The organism is Micromonospora sp. AMSO12t (assembly GCF_008806585.1).
Classification (GTDB): Bacteria; Actinomycetota; Actinomycetes; order Mycobacteriales; family Micromonosporaceae; genus Micromonospora; species Micromonospora reichwaldensis.
This window is the reverse complement of the sequence record NZ_WAAS01000065.1, coordinates 13,217-29,539: the sequence shown is the minus strand read 5'-3', so window position 1 is coordinate 29,539 and position 16,323 is coordinate 13,217. Positions and strand designations below refer to the sequence as shown.

Genomic DNA, 16,323 nt, shown 5'->3' with positions numbered 1-16,323 from the left:
GGCCCGCCCCACTTGTGCGCGCTGGCGGTCAGCACCGACCAGCCCGCCGGCACCGGGGCCCGGCCCACCACCTGGGCGGCGTCCACGCACAGCGGCACCCCGGCCTCGGCGCACTCCCGCGCGGCCCCGGCCACCGGCTGGAGCGTGCCGACCTCGTGGCTGGCGGCGATCAGCGCGGCCAGCGCCACCCCCGGCGCCCGGACCGCCGCCGCCCAGCGGTCCAGGTCGAGCCGGCCGAGCCGGTCCACCGGTACGGACGTGGCCGTGCCGCCCGCCGCGACGTGCTTCTCGGCGGCGTGCAGCACCGCCGAGTGCTCGATCGCGGAGTGCACCAGGCCGGCGCCCACCCGACGCCGGCCGGTCAGGCCCCCCAGCACGGCGGAGTGCGCGGCCGTCGTACCGCTGGGGGTGAAGGACAGCTCGTCGGCGCGGACGCCGAGCGTCTGCGCGCAGGCCTCGCGGGCGGCGTCGAGGAGTTGACGGGCGCGGCGGGCCTGCGTGTAGAGCCGGCCGGGGTCGGCCCAGCCGTCGTCGAGGGCGGCCAACAGCGCCTGTCGGGCGACCGGATGCAGCGGCGCGGCGGTGGCCGCGTCCAGGTAGACCGGGGATGCGCTCACGCGAGCCAACGTATCGCGCCGGTATGCCCAAGATCCCCCCGATGGGGGCCGACAGCGACCCCAACACGGTCCAGCCCGTCATGGTCGAGTAATCTGCGACCGTCGGTGACGCCTTTGCCGCTGGTGCTGTCGCTCCGCAGGCGGAGGGCAGGGACAAGACACCGCGGCGCGCTAGGGAGGCAGGACCAGGTGGTCGCAAGGAGTTCGGAGGTACGGCCGTCGGCCGTACGGCACAGCGCTTCCCCAGGAGCCGGTGGGCGCCGGGGACGTGGTGCCGGTCGGATCGCCGGGCTCGGTCTCGGCGGAGCGGCGCTGCTGGTCCTGCTCACGGGCTGCGACGTCGGCGCGGCGTTCGGCGGCTTCGGCTGGCCGCAGGGCGGCATCACGCCCGAGTCGCACCGGATGTACGACCTGTGGATCGCCTCGTGCATCGCGGCGCTCGCGGTCGGCGTCTTCGTGTGGGGCCTGATCTTCTGGTGCGTCGTGCGCTACCGCAAGCGGGGCAACGAGCTGCCGGTGCAGACCCGTTACAACATGCCGATGGAGTTCCTCTACACCATCGCGCCGATCCTGATCGTCTCCGTGCTGTTCTACTACACGGCGGTCGTGCAGACCGACGTGGTGCGGACGACCAAGAACCCCGACGTCACGGTCGAGGTGGTCGCGTTCAAGTGGAACTGGCAGTTCAACTACCGCGACGGTCAGGGCCAGGACGCCAACACGGTCGCCTCCGTGCTCGGCACCAGCGAGGTCATCCCGATCCTGGTGCTGCCGACCGACCGGTCCATCCGGTTCGAGGAGACCAGCCGCGACGTCATCCACTCGTTCTGGGTGCCGGAGCTGCTGTTCAAGCGCGACGTCATGCCGGGCAAGATCCGCAACGTCTTCGAGGTCTCGAAGCTGGAGTCCGAGGGTGCCTACGTCGGCCGCTGCGCGGAGCTCTGCGGCAGCTACCACGCCTTCATGAACTTCGAGCTGCGGGTCGTCTCCCCGGAGAAGTACGAGCAGTTCCTGGCGGCCAAGCGGGACGGCAGGTCCACGCAGGAGGCGCTGACGGCCATCGGCGAGGACCCGTACGCGAAGACCACGAAGCCGTTCGAGACCCGTCGCACCGAGGCCAACTTCAACCCGGACGACGCGCCGGCCGGCGCGGGAAGCTGAGGGATCGGGCATGAAGACCGAGTGGCGCATCTTCCTGGTCATCGCCGGGTTCCTGCTCTTCGCCACCGCCCTCTACGGCGGGTGGACCGCCGCCGACTCCGGCGGCCAGGTCGAGTGGGTCGGCACGGTCGCCCTGCTGCTGAGCTTCCTGCTCTGCACGATGTGCGGCGGCTTCTTCTGGTTCGTCTCCCGCCGGATCGACCTTCGGCCGGAGGACCGGCCGGACGGCGAGATCGCCGACGGCGCGGGCGAGATCGGCTTCTTCAGCCCGGGCAGCTACTGGCCGTTCGGCCTGGCGATCGCCGTCGGGATGGCCGGCTTCGGCCTCGCGTTCTGGCAGTTCTGGCTGCTCGGCCTCGGCATGCTGGCGGTCACGTTCTCCGTCTGCGGCCTGCTGTTCGAGTACTACAGCGGCACCCGGCGCACCGCCGAGCACTGATCGGTCGGTCACCCGCGAACGTCCCGAAGGCCCGCCTCCCCGGGGAGGCGGGCCTTCGGCGTGGAACGGGTGGCGCGGGCGCGGGACGTGGTCGGCAGCGGCGCTGAGTGGACACCGCGGGGGACCGACGCCCGCTCAGCGGTGGCGGCGGTTTCAGGCGGCGCGGCGGCGGCTCGCCGGGCGGTGCCGGCCGCTCGGACGCGCCAGGCGGAACGTGAAGGTGGTGACGAGCACGGCCGCGCCGCAGCCCGTGCAGACCAGTTCGGGGCAGTCGGCGCCGTGGCCGTCGGCGCACGGCGGCGCCTCGAACGGCTCGACGCCCTCACAGGTGTCGCAGTAGAGCTCGCGCTCCGACACGGGCGTCTCCTCTCGCTCCGGTCCCGCGGGGGCGCGTCGCACACGCCCGACGGGGATCGCCGCGCTCGACGGCGCAGGACGAATGTGGGAACTACTCAGCTGTAGTTTCCCACGGGGGTCCGACAACCTTCGGCGAGGCCCGGGGCTCAGAGGGCGCGCGCGACCTCGATCCAGCGGTCGAGGACGCGTGCGGCGGCCCCGGAGTCGACGGACTCGGCGGCCCGGTCGATCCCGGCCCGCAGGGCCGCGGTGAGGTCGCCGTCGAGCGGGCCCTGCGTGGCCAGCGCCGCCGCCGCGTTGACCAGGACCGCGTCGCGCACCGGGCCGGTCTCGCCGGCCAGCAGCCGGCGGACCACGTCGGCGTTGAAGGCGGCGTCACCGCCGCGCAGGTCGGCCAGGGTGGCCCGGGGTACGCCGAGGTCGGCGGCGTCCAGCAGCGACTCCCTGACGACGCCGCCCTGGGCCGCCCAGACGCGGGTCGGCGCGGCGGTGGTGAACTCGTCCAGCCCGTCCTCGCCGCGCATCACCAGCACGGAGTCGCCCCGGGCGGCGAAGACGCCGGCCATCACCGGGGCCATCCGGGCGTCGAAGCAGCCGACCGCTCCGGCGCGGGGCCGCGCCGGGTTGGTCAGCGGGCCGAGGAAGTTGAACACCGTGGGCACGCCCAGCTCCCGGCGTACCGGGCCGGTGTGCCGCATCCCGGGGTGGAACCGGGCCGCGAAGCAGAAGCCCATGCCGGCCTCGGCGACGCACCGGGCCACCCCCTCGGGGCCCAGGTCGAGCGGCACGCCGAGGAACTCCAGCACGTCGGCGGTGCCGCAGGAGGAGGAGGCCGCCCGGTTGCCGTGCTTGACCACCCGGACACCGGCGCCGGCCACCACCAGCGAGGCCATGGTCGAGATGTTGACGGTGTGCGCGAGGTCACCGCCGGTGCCGACCACGTCGAGGGCGGTGGCGCGCAGCTCGTCGGGCAGCTCGACCGGGACCGCCCGGCCGAGCATCGCCTCCACCAGACCGGCCAGCTCGGCCGAGGTCTCACCCTTGGCGCGCAGCGCGACGACGAAGCCCGCCATCTGCGCCGGGGCGGCCGAGCCGGCCATGATCTCGCCCATCGCCCAGGCGGTGTCGGCGGTGGCGAGTTCCTCGCCGCGCAGCAGCGCGTTGAGCAGGTGCGGCCAGGTCCGATCGCCCAAGGCGGGCCTCCCGAGCGTGCGAGATGCGGGTGGGATGGAACCGGCACCGGTCGGCCCGGCGCCGTGGCGGGCCGGAGCGGGGGACGTCAGGCGGGTGCGTGCGTCCGCAGCAGCTCGGCCACCGTGGTGCCGGTGGTCACCGGGTCGAGCGGGTGCACCAGGGTGGCGTCGACCTCGGCGTACGCCGCGAGCCACCGGTCGGCGGCGCGGGCGATCACCACGCAGGTCGGGGGGGCGTCGGCCCGGTCGTCCTTGATCTGCCGGGCGATGCCGATGCCGCCGCCCGGGCTCGCCTCGCCGTCGAGCACCAGCAGGTCGATCTCGTAGTCGTCGACGAGCCGGACGCACTCGGCGTAGTCGGACGCCTCGACGAACTCGACCCGCAGGCCGGGCGCGGGGCGCGGCCCGACGGCGAGCCGCATCCGGTCGCGGACCTCCGGGTCGTCGCTGTAGAGCAGGACGGTGCAAAGACGATCGCTCATGCCGGCACTCCGCTTCGCTCCGTGCCGTCGTGCGGCACCATCACACTGAGCTTGATGATTCGTTCGCTGCGCGCTCGTCGGTCGGACTGGCTCCCACCTCGTGGCCGCCCGCTGATCGTACCGGTCGGTGTGAGGTGTGCGACGTCCGCCCGGCGGCGGCGCTGGGGCGTACCGGCCGGCCCGGCTCAGGCCGTGGACTCCGCGGCGCGCTGACGGGCCTCCTGGCGGTCCAGGTCGCGGTCGACGCGGCGGGCCTCCCGCTCGGCGTGCCGCATCCACTGCACGACCAGCACGGCCAGCATGGTCACGCTGACGAACTCGCCGCCGGCCCAGAGGATGCCGCCGGCGACCACCTGGTCCTGCCACGGGTCCGACCAGGTGAGCCCGAGCGACGGGTACCAGTCGCCGCCGAAGAGCGTGCTGCTCTGCATGATGGTGAGGCCGAGCACGGTGTGGAACGGCACGGAGAGCAGCATCAGCAGCGCCCGGGCCGGGTACGGCCAGCGGCCCGGCAGCGGGTCGAGCCCGAGCAGCGGCCAGAAGAACACGCAGCCGGTCATGATGAAGTGCGCGTGCACGACCTCGTGCGCCCACACGTTCTCGAGGGTGTAGCGGTACAGGTCGGTGAAGTAGAGCGCGAACGGGTTCACCACGAAGATGGCGAACGCCACCAGGGGGAAGCTGTAGATCCGGGCGATCCGGCTGTGCACGACCGCCAGCAGCCGCTTGCGCGGTCGCGGCGGCAGGGTGCGCAGGGCCAGCGTCACCGGCGCGCCCAGCGCGAGGAAGATCGGCGAGATCATGGAGAGCACCATGTGCTGGACCATGTGCACCGACAGCAGTGCCGTGTCGTACGCGTGCAGGCCGCTGACGGTGACCGCCGCGATGCCGCCGAGGCCGGGGCCGAGGAAGAAGACCGTCCTGGCTACCGGCCACCGGTCGCCCCGCATCCGCAGCCGGTGCACCCCGTAGAGGTAGACGCCGGCGGCCAGCACCAGGCCGACGGCGAGCCAGCTGTCCAGCCTGGTCTCGGTGAACACCGAGGTCACGGTGAACGGTGGCGGGGTGGCCGCGCTCGCCGCCGGCGCGGCGACGGCGGCTGCGGCGGAGATCGGATCGGCGTGCAGCACGCTTTTCAGCCTAGGTCAGGCGAACCGGACTGCCCCGATCGGGCTGTGGATGCCACGGGTTTGGCCCCCCGCTGATCGGCGGCCCCGGTCAAGGGCAATAATGACCGCGTGACTGCGGCCCCAGCCATTGACAAGAGCCGGATCCACTCCCTGACCCGACCCAACATGGTCAGCGTCGGGACGATCGTGTGGCTCTCCAGCGAACTCATGTTCTTCGCGGCGCTGTTCGCGATGTACTTCTCCATCCGCGCGGCGGCGCCGGAGCAGTGGGCGAAGCACACCGAGCACCTCAACATCCCCTACGCGACCACCTTCACGGTGATCCTGGTGTTGTCCTCGGTGACCTGCCAGCTCGGGGTGTTCGCCGCCGAGAAGGGTGACGTCCACGCGCTGCGGCGCTGGTTCACGATCACCTTCGTGATGGGCCTGATCTTCGTCCTCGGCCAGCTCAACGAGTACCGCGAGCTGGTGCACGCGGGCATCAAGATCAACGAAGACGGTTACGGGTCGATGTTCTACCTGACCACCGGCTTCCACGGCCTGCACGTGGCCGGCGGTCTGGTCGCCTTCGTCATCTTCATGATCCGCACCACCATGGGCCGGTTCACACCGGCGCAGGCCACGTCGGCGATCGTCGTGTCCTACTACTGGCACTTCGTCGACGTCGTGTGGATCGGGCTCTACGCCATGATCTACTGGCTTCAGTGATCTTGGCGCGTCACGAACCGCGCCGCTGCTCCGTCCCCTGAGACAAGGTCCAACCGGTTAAGGACACAGGTCATGACTTCTGACAACGACCGCCGACGCGGTCTGCTCGCGCGGCTGCGCGAGCGGCCCGCGGCGCGCAGCAGGGGCCGCCGCCGGCTGGGTGCCGCGGTCCGGCTGTTCGCCGCGCTGATGCTGGCCGGCGGCGCCTACACCGTCTTCGCCCCCGGCGTGCAGGCGCAGGACACCCCGCTCACCGGTGCCGCCGCGGAGGGCAAGGCGCTGTTCGACGTGAGCTGTGTGACCTGTCACGGTCGCAACGCGCAGGGCGTCGAGGGGCGCGGGCCGAGCCTGATCGGCGTCGGCGCGGCCTCGGTCGAGTTCCAGGTCGGCTCCGGCCGCATGCCGATGGCCCGGCAGGAGGCCCAGGCCCAGCGCAAGCCTGAGCTCTTCACCGACGAGGAGACCCGCCAGCTCGCGCAGTACGTCCAGGAACTCGGCGGCGGCCCGGTGGTGCCCGACGGTGACAACCTGCACGCCGACGGGAACGTGGCCGCCGGCGGCGAGCTGTTCCGGATCAACTGCGCGCAGTGCCACGCCTTCGGCGGCGGCGGCGGCGCCCTGTCCTCCGGCAAGTACGCGCCGAGCCTGCGCCCGGCCACCGACCGGCAGATCTACGCCGCCATGCTGAGCGGCCCGCAGAACATGCCGGTCTTCGGCGACAACCAGATCTCCCCGGACCAGAAGGCGGACCTCATCGCCTACATCCAGGAGACCCTGAAGCACGACCAGGACCCGGGCGGCTTCAACCTCGGTCGGTACGGGCCGTCCACCGAGGGCCTGGCGATCTTCCTGGTGGGCATCGTCGCGCTCGTCTTCGCGAGCCTGTGGATTGCGGGCAAGTCGTGACCGGGCGGCTCATCCGATTCAGTGCCGTGGTGCCGCAGCGCGGCACCGCCCGTAGCGAGGTGACGGCATGACCACGCACACCGAGCACCAGGCCCAGCAGGGCCGGGAGCCGCTCGACGTGAACACCCCGGGGCTCAGCCAGTTCGACATCGTCCGCGAGGGCGCGCGCCGGGACGACATCGAGATCGTCCACTACGAGCCGCAGGTGGCGCCGGGCAGCAAGGCCGAGCGCCGGCTGACCCGTACGGTCGCGTCGTTCTTCCTGCTGACCGGCCTGGCGGCGACCGCGTTCCTGGTGATCTACATCTGGTGGCCGTGGGAGTACTCCCCGGGCAGCGGCGGCGACAAGTGGTACACGCCCCTGCTCGGCGTCACCCTCGGCGTGGCCCTGCTCGGCATCGGCTTCGGCATCCTGACCTGGGGCAAGAAGCTGCTGCCGAAGGAGGTCTCGATCCAGGACCGGCACGAGGGTGCCGTCGCCTCGGACGACCGGATCATCACCGGCCAGACCATGCTCTACATGGCCGACGAGCTGGGCGTGAAGCGCCGGCCGCTGCTCGGCATCTCGCTGCTGGCCGGTCTCGCGCCGGTCGGCGCGGTCGCCGCGGCGCCCCTGGTCGGCGGCCTGATCTCCCAGCCGCACAAGAACAACCAGATGTTCAGGACGGGCTTCGCCCCGACCGAGAGCGGCGAGAAGATCCGCCTGGTCCGCGAGGACGGCCGGCCGGTCCGCCCGGCGGACGTCAGCGCGGGCGGCCAGATCACCGTCTTCCCCGGCATCGACCACGGCGTGAGCAACCTGCACGCGGACTCGCCGACCCTGCTGATCCACCTGCGGGACTCCGACGCGCAGAAGTCGCGCCAGGCCAACGAGCGTGAGCAGCACGGCGACTACATGTGGGGCAACTACGCCGCGTTCTCCAAGATCTGCACGCACGCCGGTTGCCCGGCGAGCCTGTACGAGCAGCAGACCAACCGCCTGCTCTGCCCGTGCCACCAGTCGCAGTTCCTGATCACCGACAACGCCCGGCCCATCTTCGGCCCGGCCAGCCGACGGCTGCCGCAGCTGCCGATCGAGGTGGACTCCGAGGGCTACTTCGTGGCCAAGTCCGACTACACCGAGACCGTCGGGCCCGACTTCTGGGAGCGGCCGTGAAGCGGCGCAAGTTTGACAAGGCAGCAGTCCCGGGGAACGTCGCCCGGGGGGTGGACGACCGCTTCCAGGTGGCCACCCCGCTGCGCCGGCTGCTGAACAAGGTCTTCCCGGACCACTGGTCGTTCCTGCTCGGCGAGATCGCGCTGTTCTCGTTCGTCGTCCTGCTGCTGACCGGCGTCTTCCTGACCTTCTTCTACGAGCCGGCGATGACCGAGGTCGTCTACAACGGCAGCTACGCCCCGCTGCGGGGCACGCCGATGTCGGCCGCGTACGCCTCCAGCCTGGACATCTCGTTCGACGTCCGCGGTGGCCTGATCATGCGGCAGATGCACCACTGGTCGGCGCTGCTGTTCATGGCCGCCATCGTGGTGCACATGCTCCGGGTCTTCTTCACCGGCGCGTTCCGCAAGCCGCGTGAGACCAACTGGATCATCGGCTCGCTGCTGTTCTGGGTCGGCTTCCTCGCCGGCTTCACCGGCTACTCGCTGCCGGACGACGGCCTCTCCGGCACCGGCCTGCGGATCGCCTCGGCGATCATGCTCTCCATCCCGGTGATCGGCTCCTGGGTCACCTCGTCGGTCTTCGGCGGGGAGTTCCCGGGCACGATCATCATCAGCCGGTTCTACATCGCCCACGTGCTGCTCGTCCCGGGCCTGCTGCTCGCGCTGATCGGCGCCCACCTGGGCCTGGTATTCAAGCAGAAGCACACCCAGTGGCCCGGCCCCGGCCGGACCAACGGCAACGTGGTCGGCGAGCGGATGTTCCCCCGCTACGCGATCAAGCAGGGCGGCTTCTTCATGGTCGTCTTCGGCGTGATCGCGCTGATGGGCGGCCTGTTCCAGATCAACCCGATCTGGCTGTTCGGCCCGTACGAGGCGTGGGTGGTCTCGGCCGCCAGCCAGCCCGACTGGTACGTCATGTTCCTCGACGGCTCGACCCGCCTGATGCCCAACTGGGAGATCAACATCCCGATCGGCGACGGGTACGTGATCCCGCCGCTGTTCTGGCCGACGGTCGTGCTGCCGGGCATCCTGGTCGGCCTGTCGACGCTCTACCCGTTCCTGGAGGCCCGGCGCCTCAAGGACACCAGGAGCCACAACCTGCTCCAGCGTCCCCGGGACGTGCCGGCCCGGACCGGCCTGGGCGCCATGGCGCTGGCGTTCTTCGTCGTGCTGACCCTCTCCGGCGCCAACGACGTCATCGCCGACAAGTTCCAGATCAGCCTGAACGCGATGACCTGGGCCGGCCGCATCGGCCTGCTGGTGCTGCCGCCGCTGGCGTACTACGTCACCTACCGGATCTGCCTGGGTCTCCAGCAGCACGACCGGGAGGTGCTCGCCCACGGTGTCGAGACCGGCATCATCCGGCGCCTGCCGGACGGCCGGTTCGAAGAGGTGCACCAGCCGCTCGTGGCGGCCGACGGGCACGGCGACGGCCACGGCGCGCTGCCGTACGCCGGCTGGGTCGTGCCGAAGAAGATGAACCGGCTCGGTGCCCTCGGCCCGGCCATCCGGGGCTTCTTCTACCCGATCGAGAAGCCGGCCGAGGCGCCGGTCTCGCCGGGGCACCCGCCGGTCGAGCCCCGACCGGAACGGGAGGAGATCGGCAGCGGCGAGAGCCGCCGCTGACCCCGCGACACCTCGACGTGGCGCCCACCGGAGTCCTCCGGCGGGCGCCACGTCCGTTTCCGCCCCCGACGGTCCGACACGGGCGTGTCGGTCGGTCGCCTCCCCGACGGGGGATCGCAGGAATAACCCCGGTCAGCCGGGTATCCGTGCGATCCAACGTCTCAAGGGGGGGAAGCATGTTGGGTATCAAACGCCTCGGCCTGCTGGCCGCGCTGGTGCTGGTGGGGATCGCGCCGGCCGCGGCGGCACAGGCCGCGGTGCAGCCGTCACAGCAGGACACCCAGTACCTGCAGGCCGTGCACCAGGTGAATCTGTTCGAGATCACCGCGGGTGACCTGGCCCAGCAGAAGGGCCAGAGCCAGGGGGTCAAGGACCTGGGCGCCCGGCTCAAGACGGACCACACCCAGCTCGACCAGACGGTGCAGCAGACCGCGTCGCAGCTGGGCGTGGAGTTGCCGAGTGAGCCCACCGCGGATCAGCAGTCCGTCATCGACCAGCTGAACAACGCCAGCGGCGAGGAGTTCGACCGGCTCTGGGTGACCAGCGAGCTGGCCGGCCACGTCCAGGCCATCCAGGCCACCCAGACGGAGATCTCGCAGGGCTCCGAGCAGTCGGTGGTCCAGCTGGCCCAGACCGCCCTGCCGACGCTGCAGGCGCACTACGACGCGCTGGTGCAGCTGGCGGAGCAGCTGGGCATCCCGGTGCCGCAGACCAGCGCCAGCGGTACCCCGAGCCCGGGCGGCACGACGCCGGCTCCGGGCGGCACCACCGAGACCCCGGCTCCGGGCGGCACCACCGAGTCGCCGGCTCCGGGTGGCACCGAGGAGGCGCCGGCTCCCACGCAGAGCTGACGTCCGCGCGCCACGACGGCCGGTCCATCCCCAGGGGTGGGCCGGCCGTTCGGCGTACCGCCCCGGCCGCCACCTGCCTCGCTCCGCCGGCGGCGCCCGGCGTCCGCGTCAGTCGGCGTTCGCGAGGCCGATCGCGAAGGCCTCCTCCAGATCGTGCTGGGAGTACGCCCGGAAGGCGATGTGCGACTCGGTGTTGAGCACCCCGGGCACCTTGGAGATGCTGCCGGCGATCACCTGCGCGATCTGCTCGAACTCCCGGACCCGGACCATCGCGATCAGGTCGACGTGGCCCGCCACCGAGTAGACCTCGCTGACGCCGGGCAGGTTGGCCAGGTTCTCGGCCACCTCGGGGATCGAGTCGGTGGCGCAGTCGATCAGCACGATCGCGGTGATCACGGGACATTTCTCCGTTCGTCGGCGTCGTCGCCCATGCTAGAGGCTTCCCCGGCCCGGGGACGGCGGTGTGCCGGGGACGGTGAGGGCGGTGCCGGCGCGTACCGCGTCGCGCAGGTGCTCGCCGGGGCCGACGGTGGCGCCGGGCCAGACGACTGCCCGCTCCACGTCGCCGTGCACGACGGCGCCCGCGCCGACCACCGCCGAGCGGCAGCGGCCCGTCACCGTGGCCGTCGGGTCCACCAGGTTGCCGCCGCCGGCCGCGTGCAGGTTGGCCGCCAGGTAGTCGGCCGGGGTGCCGGTGTCGTAGAAGGTGCCGGGGTACGGCACGACGGTCAGCGCGCCGGCCGCCTCCGCCGGCCGCCAGAGCGCCCGGACGAGGTCGCCGAACCCGACCGGCAGGCCCCGCACCAGCCGCCACGGCAGCAGCGAGAAACCGGTGAAGACGTGGCCGTCGAAGGTGCCCGGTGCCGCCGGGTCAGGGGCGGGCTGGCCGAGCAGGCGTACGGAGTCGCCGTCCCAGTCGTGCAGCAGCGCGGCGATGTCGGGGCCCGGGGGACGGGCCGGGTCGGCGAGGTAGGCGTCGGCGTTGCCGACCAGCACCCCGCGCCCGGCGATCCAGTCCCGCAGGTTCGCCACGCCGCCGGCGGTGCCGAGCGGGTCGCCCGGCTCGACCGAGAGGTGGGCGCGGTCCCCGACGTGGTCGACGACCTGGTCGCCGAGGTAGCAGGCGTTGACGGCGACCCGGTCGGGCCCGACCAGGCCGAGCCCGGCCAGCCGGTGCAGCGCCCGGTCGAGCAGCGGCACGTTGCCGACCGGGCAGAGCGCCTTGGGCAGCCGCTCGGTCAGCGGCCGCAGCCGGGTGCCCTCGCCGGCGGCGAGCACCACCGCGCAGACCTCAGCCCGGGCGACTGCCGGGCCGTGGCCGGTCCTGGCGGTGGGGTCCGGGACGCGGCCGGTTCCGGTGGCGGCTGCCGGGCTACGACCGGCCTCGGTGGCGGCTGCCGGGCCGCGCTCGCCGGGGGCTGCGGTCACGGCTTCTTGTCGGGCACCGGTGGCGGGAACTGCCCGGCCAGCGGCCCGATGTCGTAGTACGCGAGCAGCCGGGCCGTCGGCCAGGTCAGCTTGGGCAGGTCGTCCAGCGGGTGCCAGGCGGCCTCGTAGACCTCGGCCCCGTCGACCTTCAACTCGGTGCTCGACGCCGGTACCTCGGCGGTGAACACGACGTCCACCCAGCCCTTGGCGTGCACCACGGCGTTCGGCACGGCGGGGCTCAACTGCCGGGGCGACAGCCGGATGCCGGACTCCTCGTGCAGCTCCCGGGCGGCGCCCACCACCGGCGCCTCGCCCTTCTGCAACAGGCCGGCCGGCAGCCCCCAGCCCCTACCGGGCGGCTGACGCAGCAGCAGCAGCCGGCCCGCGCCCTCCGCCTCGCTGTCCCGGACCAGGGTGACCGCGCCGACGATGTACTTCGGCACGGCCAGCCGGACCAGGCGGCGGCGTACCGGCAGTGGCAGCCGGTAGAAGACCTGGTAGGCGACGGCTCGACCGGTGGCGCGCGAGCGGGGGATCATGCGTCCAGGCTAGTGGCCGCGAGGAGCGTTCGGACCACCCGGGCCCGGGGCGGTCACTGCCGGTGGTCCACCAGGTCGATGAGCTGGCGTACGACCGTGTCCGGTTCGATCACCCGGTCGAAGACCGCGACCAGCAGCGTCTCCAGGTCGGGGTAGCCCAACTCCTCCGACAGCCGCAGCAGCGGCAGGTCGCTGGCGAGGCCCCGGTCGTGCTTGCGCAGGGCCAGCCCGATGGTGGCCCGGCCGAGGCGGACCTTGTCGGTGATGGAGATGCCGGGCTCGGTGTGCTCGGCGAACCACCGGCTGATCTGCATCTGCGCCTGCGGCGACTTGACGAAGCCGAGCCACTCCCGGCGGGGGCCACGCGGGGCGGCGTCGGCGTCGAAGCCGTTCGCCGCGTCGGTCTCGGTGAAGATCTCCACCACGTCGCCCTCGTCCAGTTCGGAGGAGAGCGGGGCCAGCCGGCCGTTGATCCGCGCCGCGAGGCAGTGGTCGCCCCGCGCGGTGCCCAACTCGTACGCGAGGTCCACCGGGGTCGCCCCGGCGGGCAGCACGACCTGTCGCCCGTCGGCGAAGACCTGGATCTGCGCCTCGGCGAGGTCGCAACGCAGCGACTCGAGGAACTGGGCCGGGTCGGCCGCGTCCTGCTCCCAGTCGAGCACCCGACGCAGCCAGTCGAGCTGCTCCGCCCGGGCCGTGCCGCCGCCGGAACGCGGGAAACGGAAGTCGGCGGCGACCCCGTACTCCGCCGAGCGGTGCATCTCCACGGTGCGGATCAGCACCTCCACGGTGCGGTTCCTGGGCCCGCAGACGGTGGTGTGCAGCGAGCGGTAGAGGTTGTTCTTGGGGGAGGCGATGAAGTCCTTGAACCGGCCGGGGACCGGCCGCCACACGCCGTGGACCGCGCCGAGCGCCGCATAGCAGTCGGTCGCCGGGCCGTCCACCACGATCACGATGCGGGGCAGGTCGAAGGGGGCGCTGTGGCCACCGGCCACGGTGTCCTTCCAGATCGAGTAGAGGTGCCGGGAGCGGGGGGTCACCGCCGCGTCCACCCGGCTGCGGCGCAGGGCCGACTTCGCGTGGGTGACCACCTCGTCGAGGTACGCGTCCCAGCCGGGCCGGTCGTGCACGTGCCGGGCGATCCGGGCGTGCTCGTCGGGCTCCAGGTGCAGCAGCACCACGTCGTCGAGTTCGCGCTTGAGCGTCTGGATGCCGAGCCGGTCGCAGAGCGGGACCAGCACCTCCTGCGTCTTGCGGGCGATCCGCTCCCGGGACGCCGCGGACCGGACGCCCAGGGTGCGCATGTTGTGCAGCCGGTCGGCCAACTTGATGATCAGGACCCGGACGTCCTTGCCGGCCGCGATGATCATCTTGCGGATCGTCTCGGCCTCGGCGGCCTTGCCGTAGAAGGCCTTGTCGAACTTGGTCACCCCGTCGACCAGATGCGCCACCTCCGGCCCGAAGTCCTCGGCGAGCGCCTGGAGGGTGTAGCGGGTGTCCTCCACGGTGTCGTGCAGCAGCGCGGCGACCAGGGTGATGGCGTCCATGCCGATCTCGGCGCAGATCTGGGCGACCGCCAGCGGGTGCGTGATGTAGGGCTCGCCGCTCTTGCGGAACTGCCCGCGGTGCATGTTCTCCGCGATGGTGTAGGCCCGGCGCAGCACGGAGGGCTCGGTGCCGGGATGGATCGTCCGGTGGGTCCGGACGAGTTGGCTGACCGGGTCGGTGTCGGCGGTGGGCCAGCTCAGCAGCGAGCGCAGCCGGCGGGCCAGCGGCAGCTCGCCCGGTTGGGTCGGAAGCGCGCCCCCCAGGGCGGCGCCGCGTCCGGCGTCGACGTCCACGTGGGACACCTCCTCACCCCGGCTCCGCGGCCGCCGACACCCGGCAACCGGGAGCAGGCCCACGAAACGGGCAGGACTGCACTTCTCTAACAGCCTAAGGGAGTGGAGGTAGTCCGATCGGTCACTTGGTCATGGGCGTTCGGTCGAGCTTTGGTGGGAAGCGGCGTTCTCGGCCTTGCGCAGCAGGTCGCGGAAGCGGGCCGCACCGGCCACCGGGGACGCCCACCCGGACGACATCTCCACCAGCCTGGTCTCCGGTCGCTCCAACCAGGACAGGATGCGTTCGGTCTCCTCGGCCGAGGCGCGCGGGACCGGGCCGTGGCCGGGCGGGACGGTCTCGGCGGTCGCCCGGATCGCGGCGATCGTCGGTCGGGGGTGGACGCCGGGGGGTGAGACCCCCGCCCCGGCCAGCCGGCCGTGCCGCACCAGCGCCAGCTCCCAGCCGCCGCGGGCCGCCGGACGCGCGGCGGCCAGCTCGGCGATCCCGGTCAGCGCCGTCAGCCGTTGCATCCGCACGGTCGCCCGCAGCACCGCCGCCAGCCGGGACCGGGCCACCGCCGCCTCCTCGTAGCGCTGGGCGTCCGAGAGCGTGTCGATCCGGGCGAGCAGGGCGTCGACCACCCGCTGCGGGTCGCTGGCGGTGGCGGTGCGGAACGGCGCGACCGCGCGGGCGTCGTACTCCTCTGGGGAGATCCGGTGCTCGCAGGGCGCCGGGCAGCGACCCAGCTCGGCCAGCGCGCAGGCCGGCGTGACCGTGCGCAGCGAGAGCCGGTGGGTGCACTGGCGCAGCGGCACGGCGTCGTGGAAACCGGCGGCGGCCAGCTCCGCCGCCCGACGGGAACTGAACGGCCCGAGGTAGGCGGCGTCGCCGGGGGAGATGGCCCGGACCACCGACAGCCGGGGGTACGGCCCGTCGGTCAGCTTCAGCCAGAGCACCCGCTCCGGGAACTTCGACCGCCGGTTGTACGGCGGGGCGTGCGCCCCGATGAGCCGCAGCTCGCGGACCTCCGCCTCCAGCGAGTGGGCGCACTCCACCGCCTCCACCCGCTCCGCGGCGGCGAGCATCTCGGAGATGCGGGCCCGCTTCTCCGCCGCCGTGAAGTAGCTGCGCACCCGGGTGGCGATGTCGCCGGAGGTGCCGACGTAGAGCGGCCGGTCGTCGGCGGCCCGGAAGATGTAGACCCCCGGCGCCTTGGGCAGGCCCTCGGCCAGGTGCCGCTTGCGCCGCTGGGTGGGGGTGACCGCCCGGGCGAACTCGATGGCGTCGCCGACGGTGTCGACCCGGTGCCCGCCCAGCCGGGCGATCAGCCCGTGCAGCACGTCGACGGTGGCCTTGGCGTCGTCGAGGGCCCGGTGGGTCGGCTGGGTGGCGGTGCGGAAGTAGGCCGCGAGGGTGCCGAGCTTGCGGTTGGGCACCTCGTCGCGGGTGAGCACCCGGCGGGCCAGCGCGGCGGTGTCGAGGACCCGCGGGTTGGGCCAGCGGTAGCCGTGCTTCGCGCACGCGGCCTTGAGGAAGCCCACGTCGTAGGGGGCGTTGTGGGCGACCAGCACGGCGTCGGTGATGAACTCCAGGAAGCTCGGCAGCACCTGCTCGATCGGCGGGGCCGGCACCAGCATGGCCTGGGTGATGCCGGTGAGCACGGTGATGAACGGGGGGATGGGCACGCCGGGGTTGACCAGGGTGGCCAGCACGCCCAGCTCCTCGCCGCCGCGCACCTTGACCGCGCCGATCTCGGTGATCCCGCCGCCGTCCGGCGCGCCGCCGGTGGTCTCCAGGTCGACCACCACGAACGTCGTCGCGTACAGCGGCAGCGCCGGGTCGACCCCGCCCGCGCCGGGGTCGAAACCGGCCAGCGGCTCCTGGACGTACTCGGTCTGTGCCATCGG

17 protein-coding genes are annotated in these 16,323 nt (G+C 72.6%); 7 read left to right on the top strand and 10 right to left on the bottom strand.

The genetic code is table 11. The annotated features are described in order from the left end of the window. On the bottom strand, positions 1-617 hold a 617-nt coding region (locus F6X68_RS12910; protein ID WP_151454497.1), incomplete at its 3' end, for an aminotransferase class V-fold PLP-dependent enzyme. Between the two features lie 189 nt (positions 618-806). On the opposite strand from F6X68_RS12910, the gene coxB reads away from it, so the two are divergent. Then, positions 807-1,778, top strand: coding sequence for a cytochrome c oxidase subunit II (gene coxB / locus F6X68_RS12905; protein WP_132236131.1), 972 nt, complete (start codon positions 807-809; stop codon positions 1,776-1,778). A 10-nt stretch (positions 1,779-1,788) separates the two neighbouring features. Beyond that, complete coding sequence (locus F6X68_RS12900; RefSeq protein WP_151454496.1) at positions 1,789-2,217, top strand: cytochrome c oxidase subunit 4; 429 nt, start codon at positions 1,789-1,791, stop codon at positions 2,215-2,217. A gap of 153 nt (positions 2,218-2,370) precedes the next feature. Here the strand turns inward: F6X68_RS12900 and F6X68_RS12895 are convergent, their stop codons facing one another. From F6X68_RS12895 to F6X68_RS12880, 4 genes are all read right to left on the bottom strand, one after another. Continuing rightward, positions 2,371-2,574, bottom strand: coding sequence for a hypothetical protein (locus F6X68_RS12895; protein WP_151454495.1), 204 nt, complete (start codon positions 2,572-2,574; stop codon positions 2,371-2,373). Between the two features lie 146 nt (positions 2,575-2,720). Beyond that, a complete protein-coding gene (trpD, locus tag F6X68_RS12890; RefSeq protein WP_151454494.1) occupies positions 2,721-3,767 on the bottom strand; it encodes an anthranilate phosphoribosyltransferase in 1,047 nt (348 codons plus the stop codon). A gap of 86 nt (positions 3,768-3,853) precedes the next feature. After that, positions 3,854-4,249, bottom strand: coding sequence for a hypothetical protein (locus F6X68_RS12885; RefSeq protein WP_132236139.1), 396 nt, complete (start codon positions 4,247-4,249; stop codon positions 3,854-3,856). Positions 4,250-4,434: 185 nt separating this feature from the next. Beyond that, positions 4,435-5,379, bottom strand: a complete 945-nt coding sequence (locus F6X68_RS12880; RefSeq protein ID WP_151454493.1) for a cytochrome c oxidase assembly protein — start codon at positions 5,377-5,379, stop codon at positions 4,435-4,437. Positions 5,380-5,487: 108 nt separating this feature from the next. On the opposite strand from F6X68_RS12880, the gene F6X68_RS12875 reads away from it, so the two are divergent. The 5 genes from F6X68_RS12875 to F6X68_RS12855 all read left to right on the top strand — a co-directional run bounded on the left by F6X68_RS12875 (position 5,488) and on the right by F6X68_RS12855 (position 10,628). Further along, positions 5,488-6,087 (top strand): heme-copper oxidase subunit III, encoded by a 600-nt coding sequence (locus F6X68_RS12875; protein WP_151454492.1) that lies wholly within the window; start codon positions 5,488-5,490, stop codon positions 6,085-6,087. Between the two features lie 72 nt (positions 6,088-6,159). After that, a complete protein-coding gene (locus F6X68_RS12870) occupies positions 6,160-6,993 on the top strand; it encodes a cytochrome c (RefSeq protein WP_132236145.1) in 834 nt (277 codons plus the stop codon). 67 nt (positions 6,994-7,060) lie between these two features. Then, positions 7,061-8,149 carry a ubiquinol-cytochrome c reductase iron-sulfur subunit gene (locus F6X68_RS12865; protein WP_151454491.1) on the top strand — a complete coding sequence of 363 codons (1,089 nt, stop codon included), beginning with the start codon at positions 7,061-7,063 and terminating at the stop codon, positions 8,147-8,149. Continuing rightward, positions 8,146-9,777 carry a cytochrome bc complex cytochrome b subunit gene (locus F6X68_RS12860; RefSeq protein ID WP_151454490.1) on the top strand — a complete coding sequence of 544 codons (1,632 nt, stop codon included), beginning with the start codon at positions 8,146-8,148 and terminating at the stop codon, positions 9,775-9,777. The genes F6X68_RS12865 and F6X68_RS12860 overlap by 4 nt, the downstream gene beginning before the upstream one ends. A 176-nt stretch (positions 9,778-9,953) precedes the next feature. Continuing rightward, positions 9,954-10,628, top strand: a complete 675-nt coding sequence (locus tag F6X68_RS12855) for a DUF4142 domain-containing protein (RefSeq protein WP_151454489.1) — start codon at positions 9,954-9,956, stop codon at positions 10,626-10,628. 108 nt (positions 10,629-10,736) lie between these two features. Here F6X68_RS12855 and F6X68_RS12850 read toward each other — a convergent pair whose 3' ends face one another. The 5 genes from F6X68_RS12850 to F6X68_RS12830 form a co-directional block, all read right to left on the bottom strand. After that, positions 10,737-11,024, bottom strand: coding sequence for an Lrp/AsnC family transcriptional regulator (locus F6X68_RS12850; RefSeq protein ID WP_088999172.1), 288 nt, complete (start codon positions 11,022-11,024; stop codon positions 10,737-10,739). Between the two features lie 36 nt (positions 11,025-11,060). Then, complete coding sequence (locus tag F6X68_RS12845) at positions 11,061-11,909, bottom strand: sugar phosphate nucleotidyltransferase (protein ID WP_151454501.1); 849 nt, start codon at positions 11,907-11,909, stop codon at positions 11,061-11,063. A gap of 143 nt (positions 11,910-12,052) precedes the next feature. Further along, entirely contained in the window at positions 12,053-12,595 is a 543-nt protein-coding gene (locus tag F6X68_RS12840; protein WP_132236153.1) for an NUDIX domain-containing protein, read from the bottom strand. A 53-nt stretch (positions 12,596-12,648) separates the two neighbouring features. Next, complete coding sequence (locus F6X68_RS12835) at positions 12,649-14,436, bottom strand: bifunctional (p)ppGpp synthetase/guanosine-3',5'-bis(diphosphate) 3'-pyrophosphohydrolase (protein WP_151454500.1); 1,788 nt, start codon at positions 14,434-14,436, stop codon at positions 12,649-12,651. A gap of 129 nt (positions 14,437-14,565) precedes the next feature. Next, entirely contained in the window at positions 14,566-16,320 is a 1,755-nt protein-coding gene (locus F6X68_RS12830; RefSeq protein ID WP_151454488.1) for a DEDD exonuclease domain-containing protein, read from the bottom strand. Between the last annotated feature and the right edge of the window lie 3 nt (positions 16,321-16,323).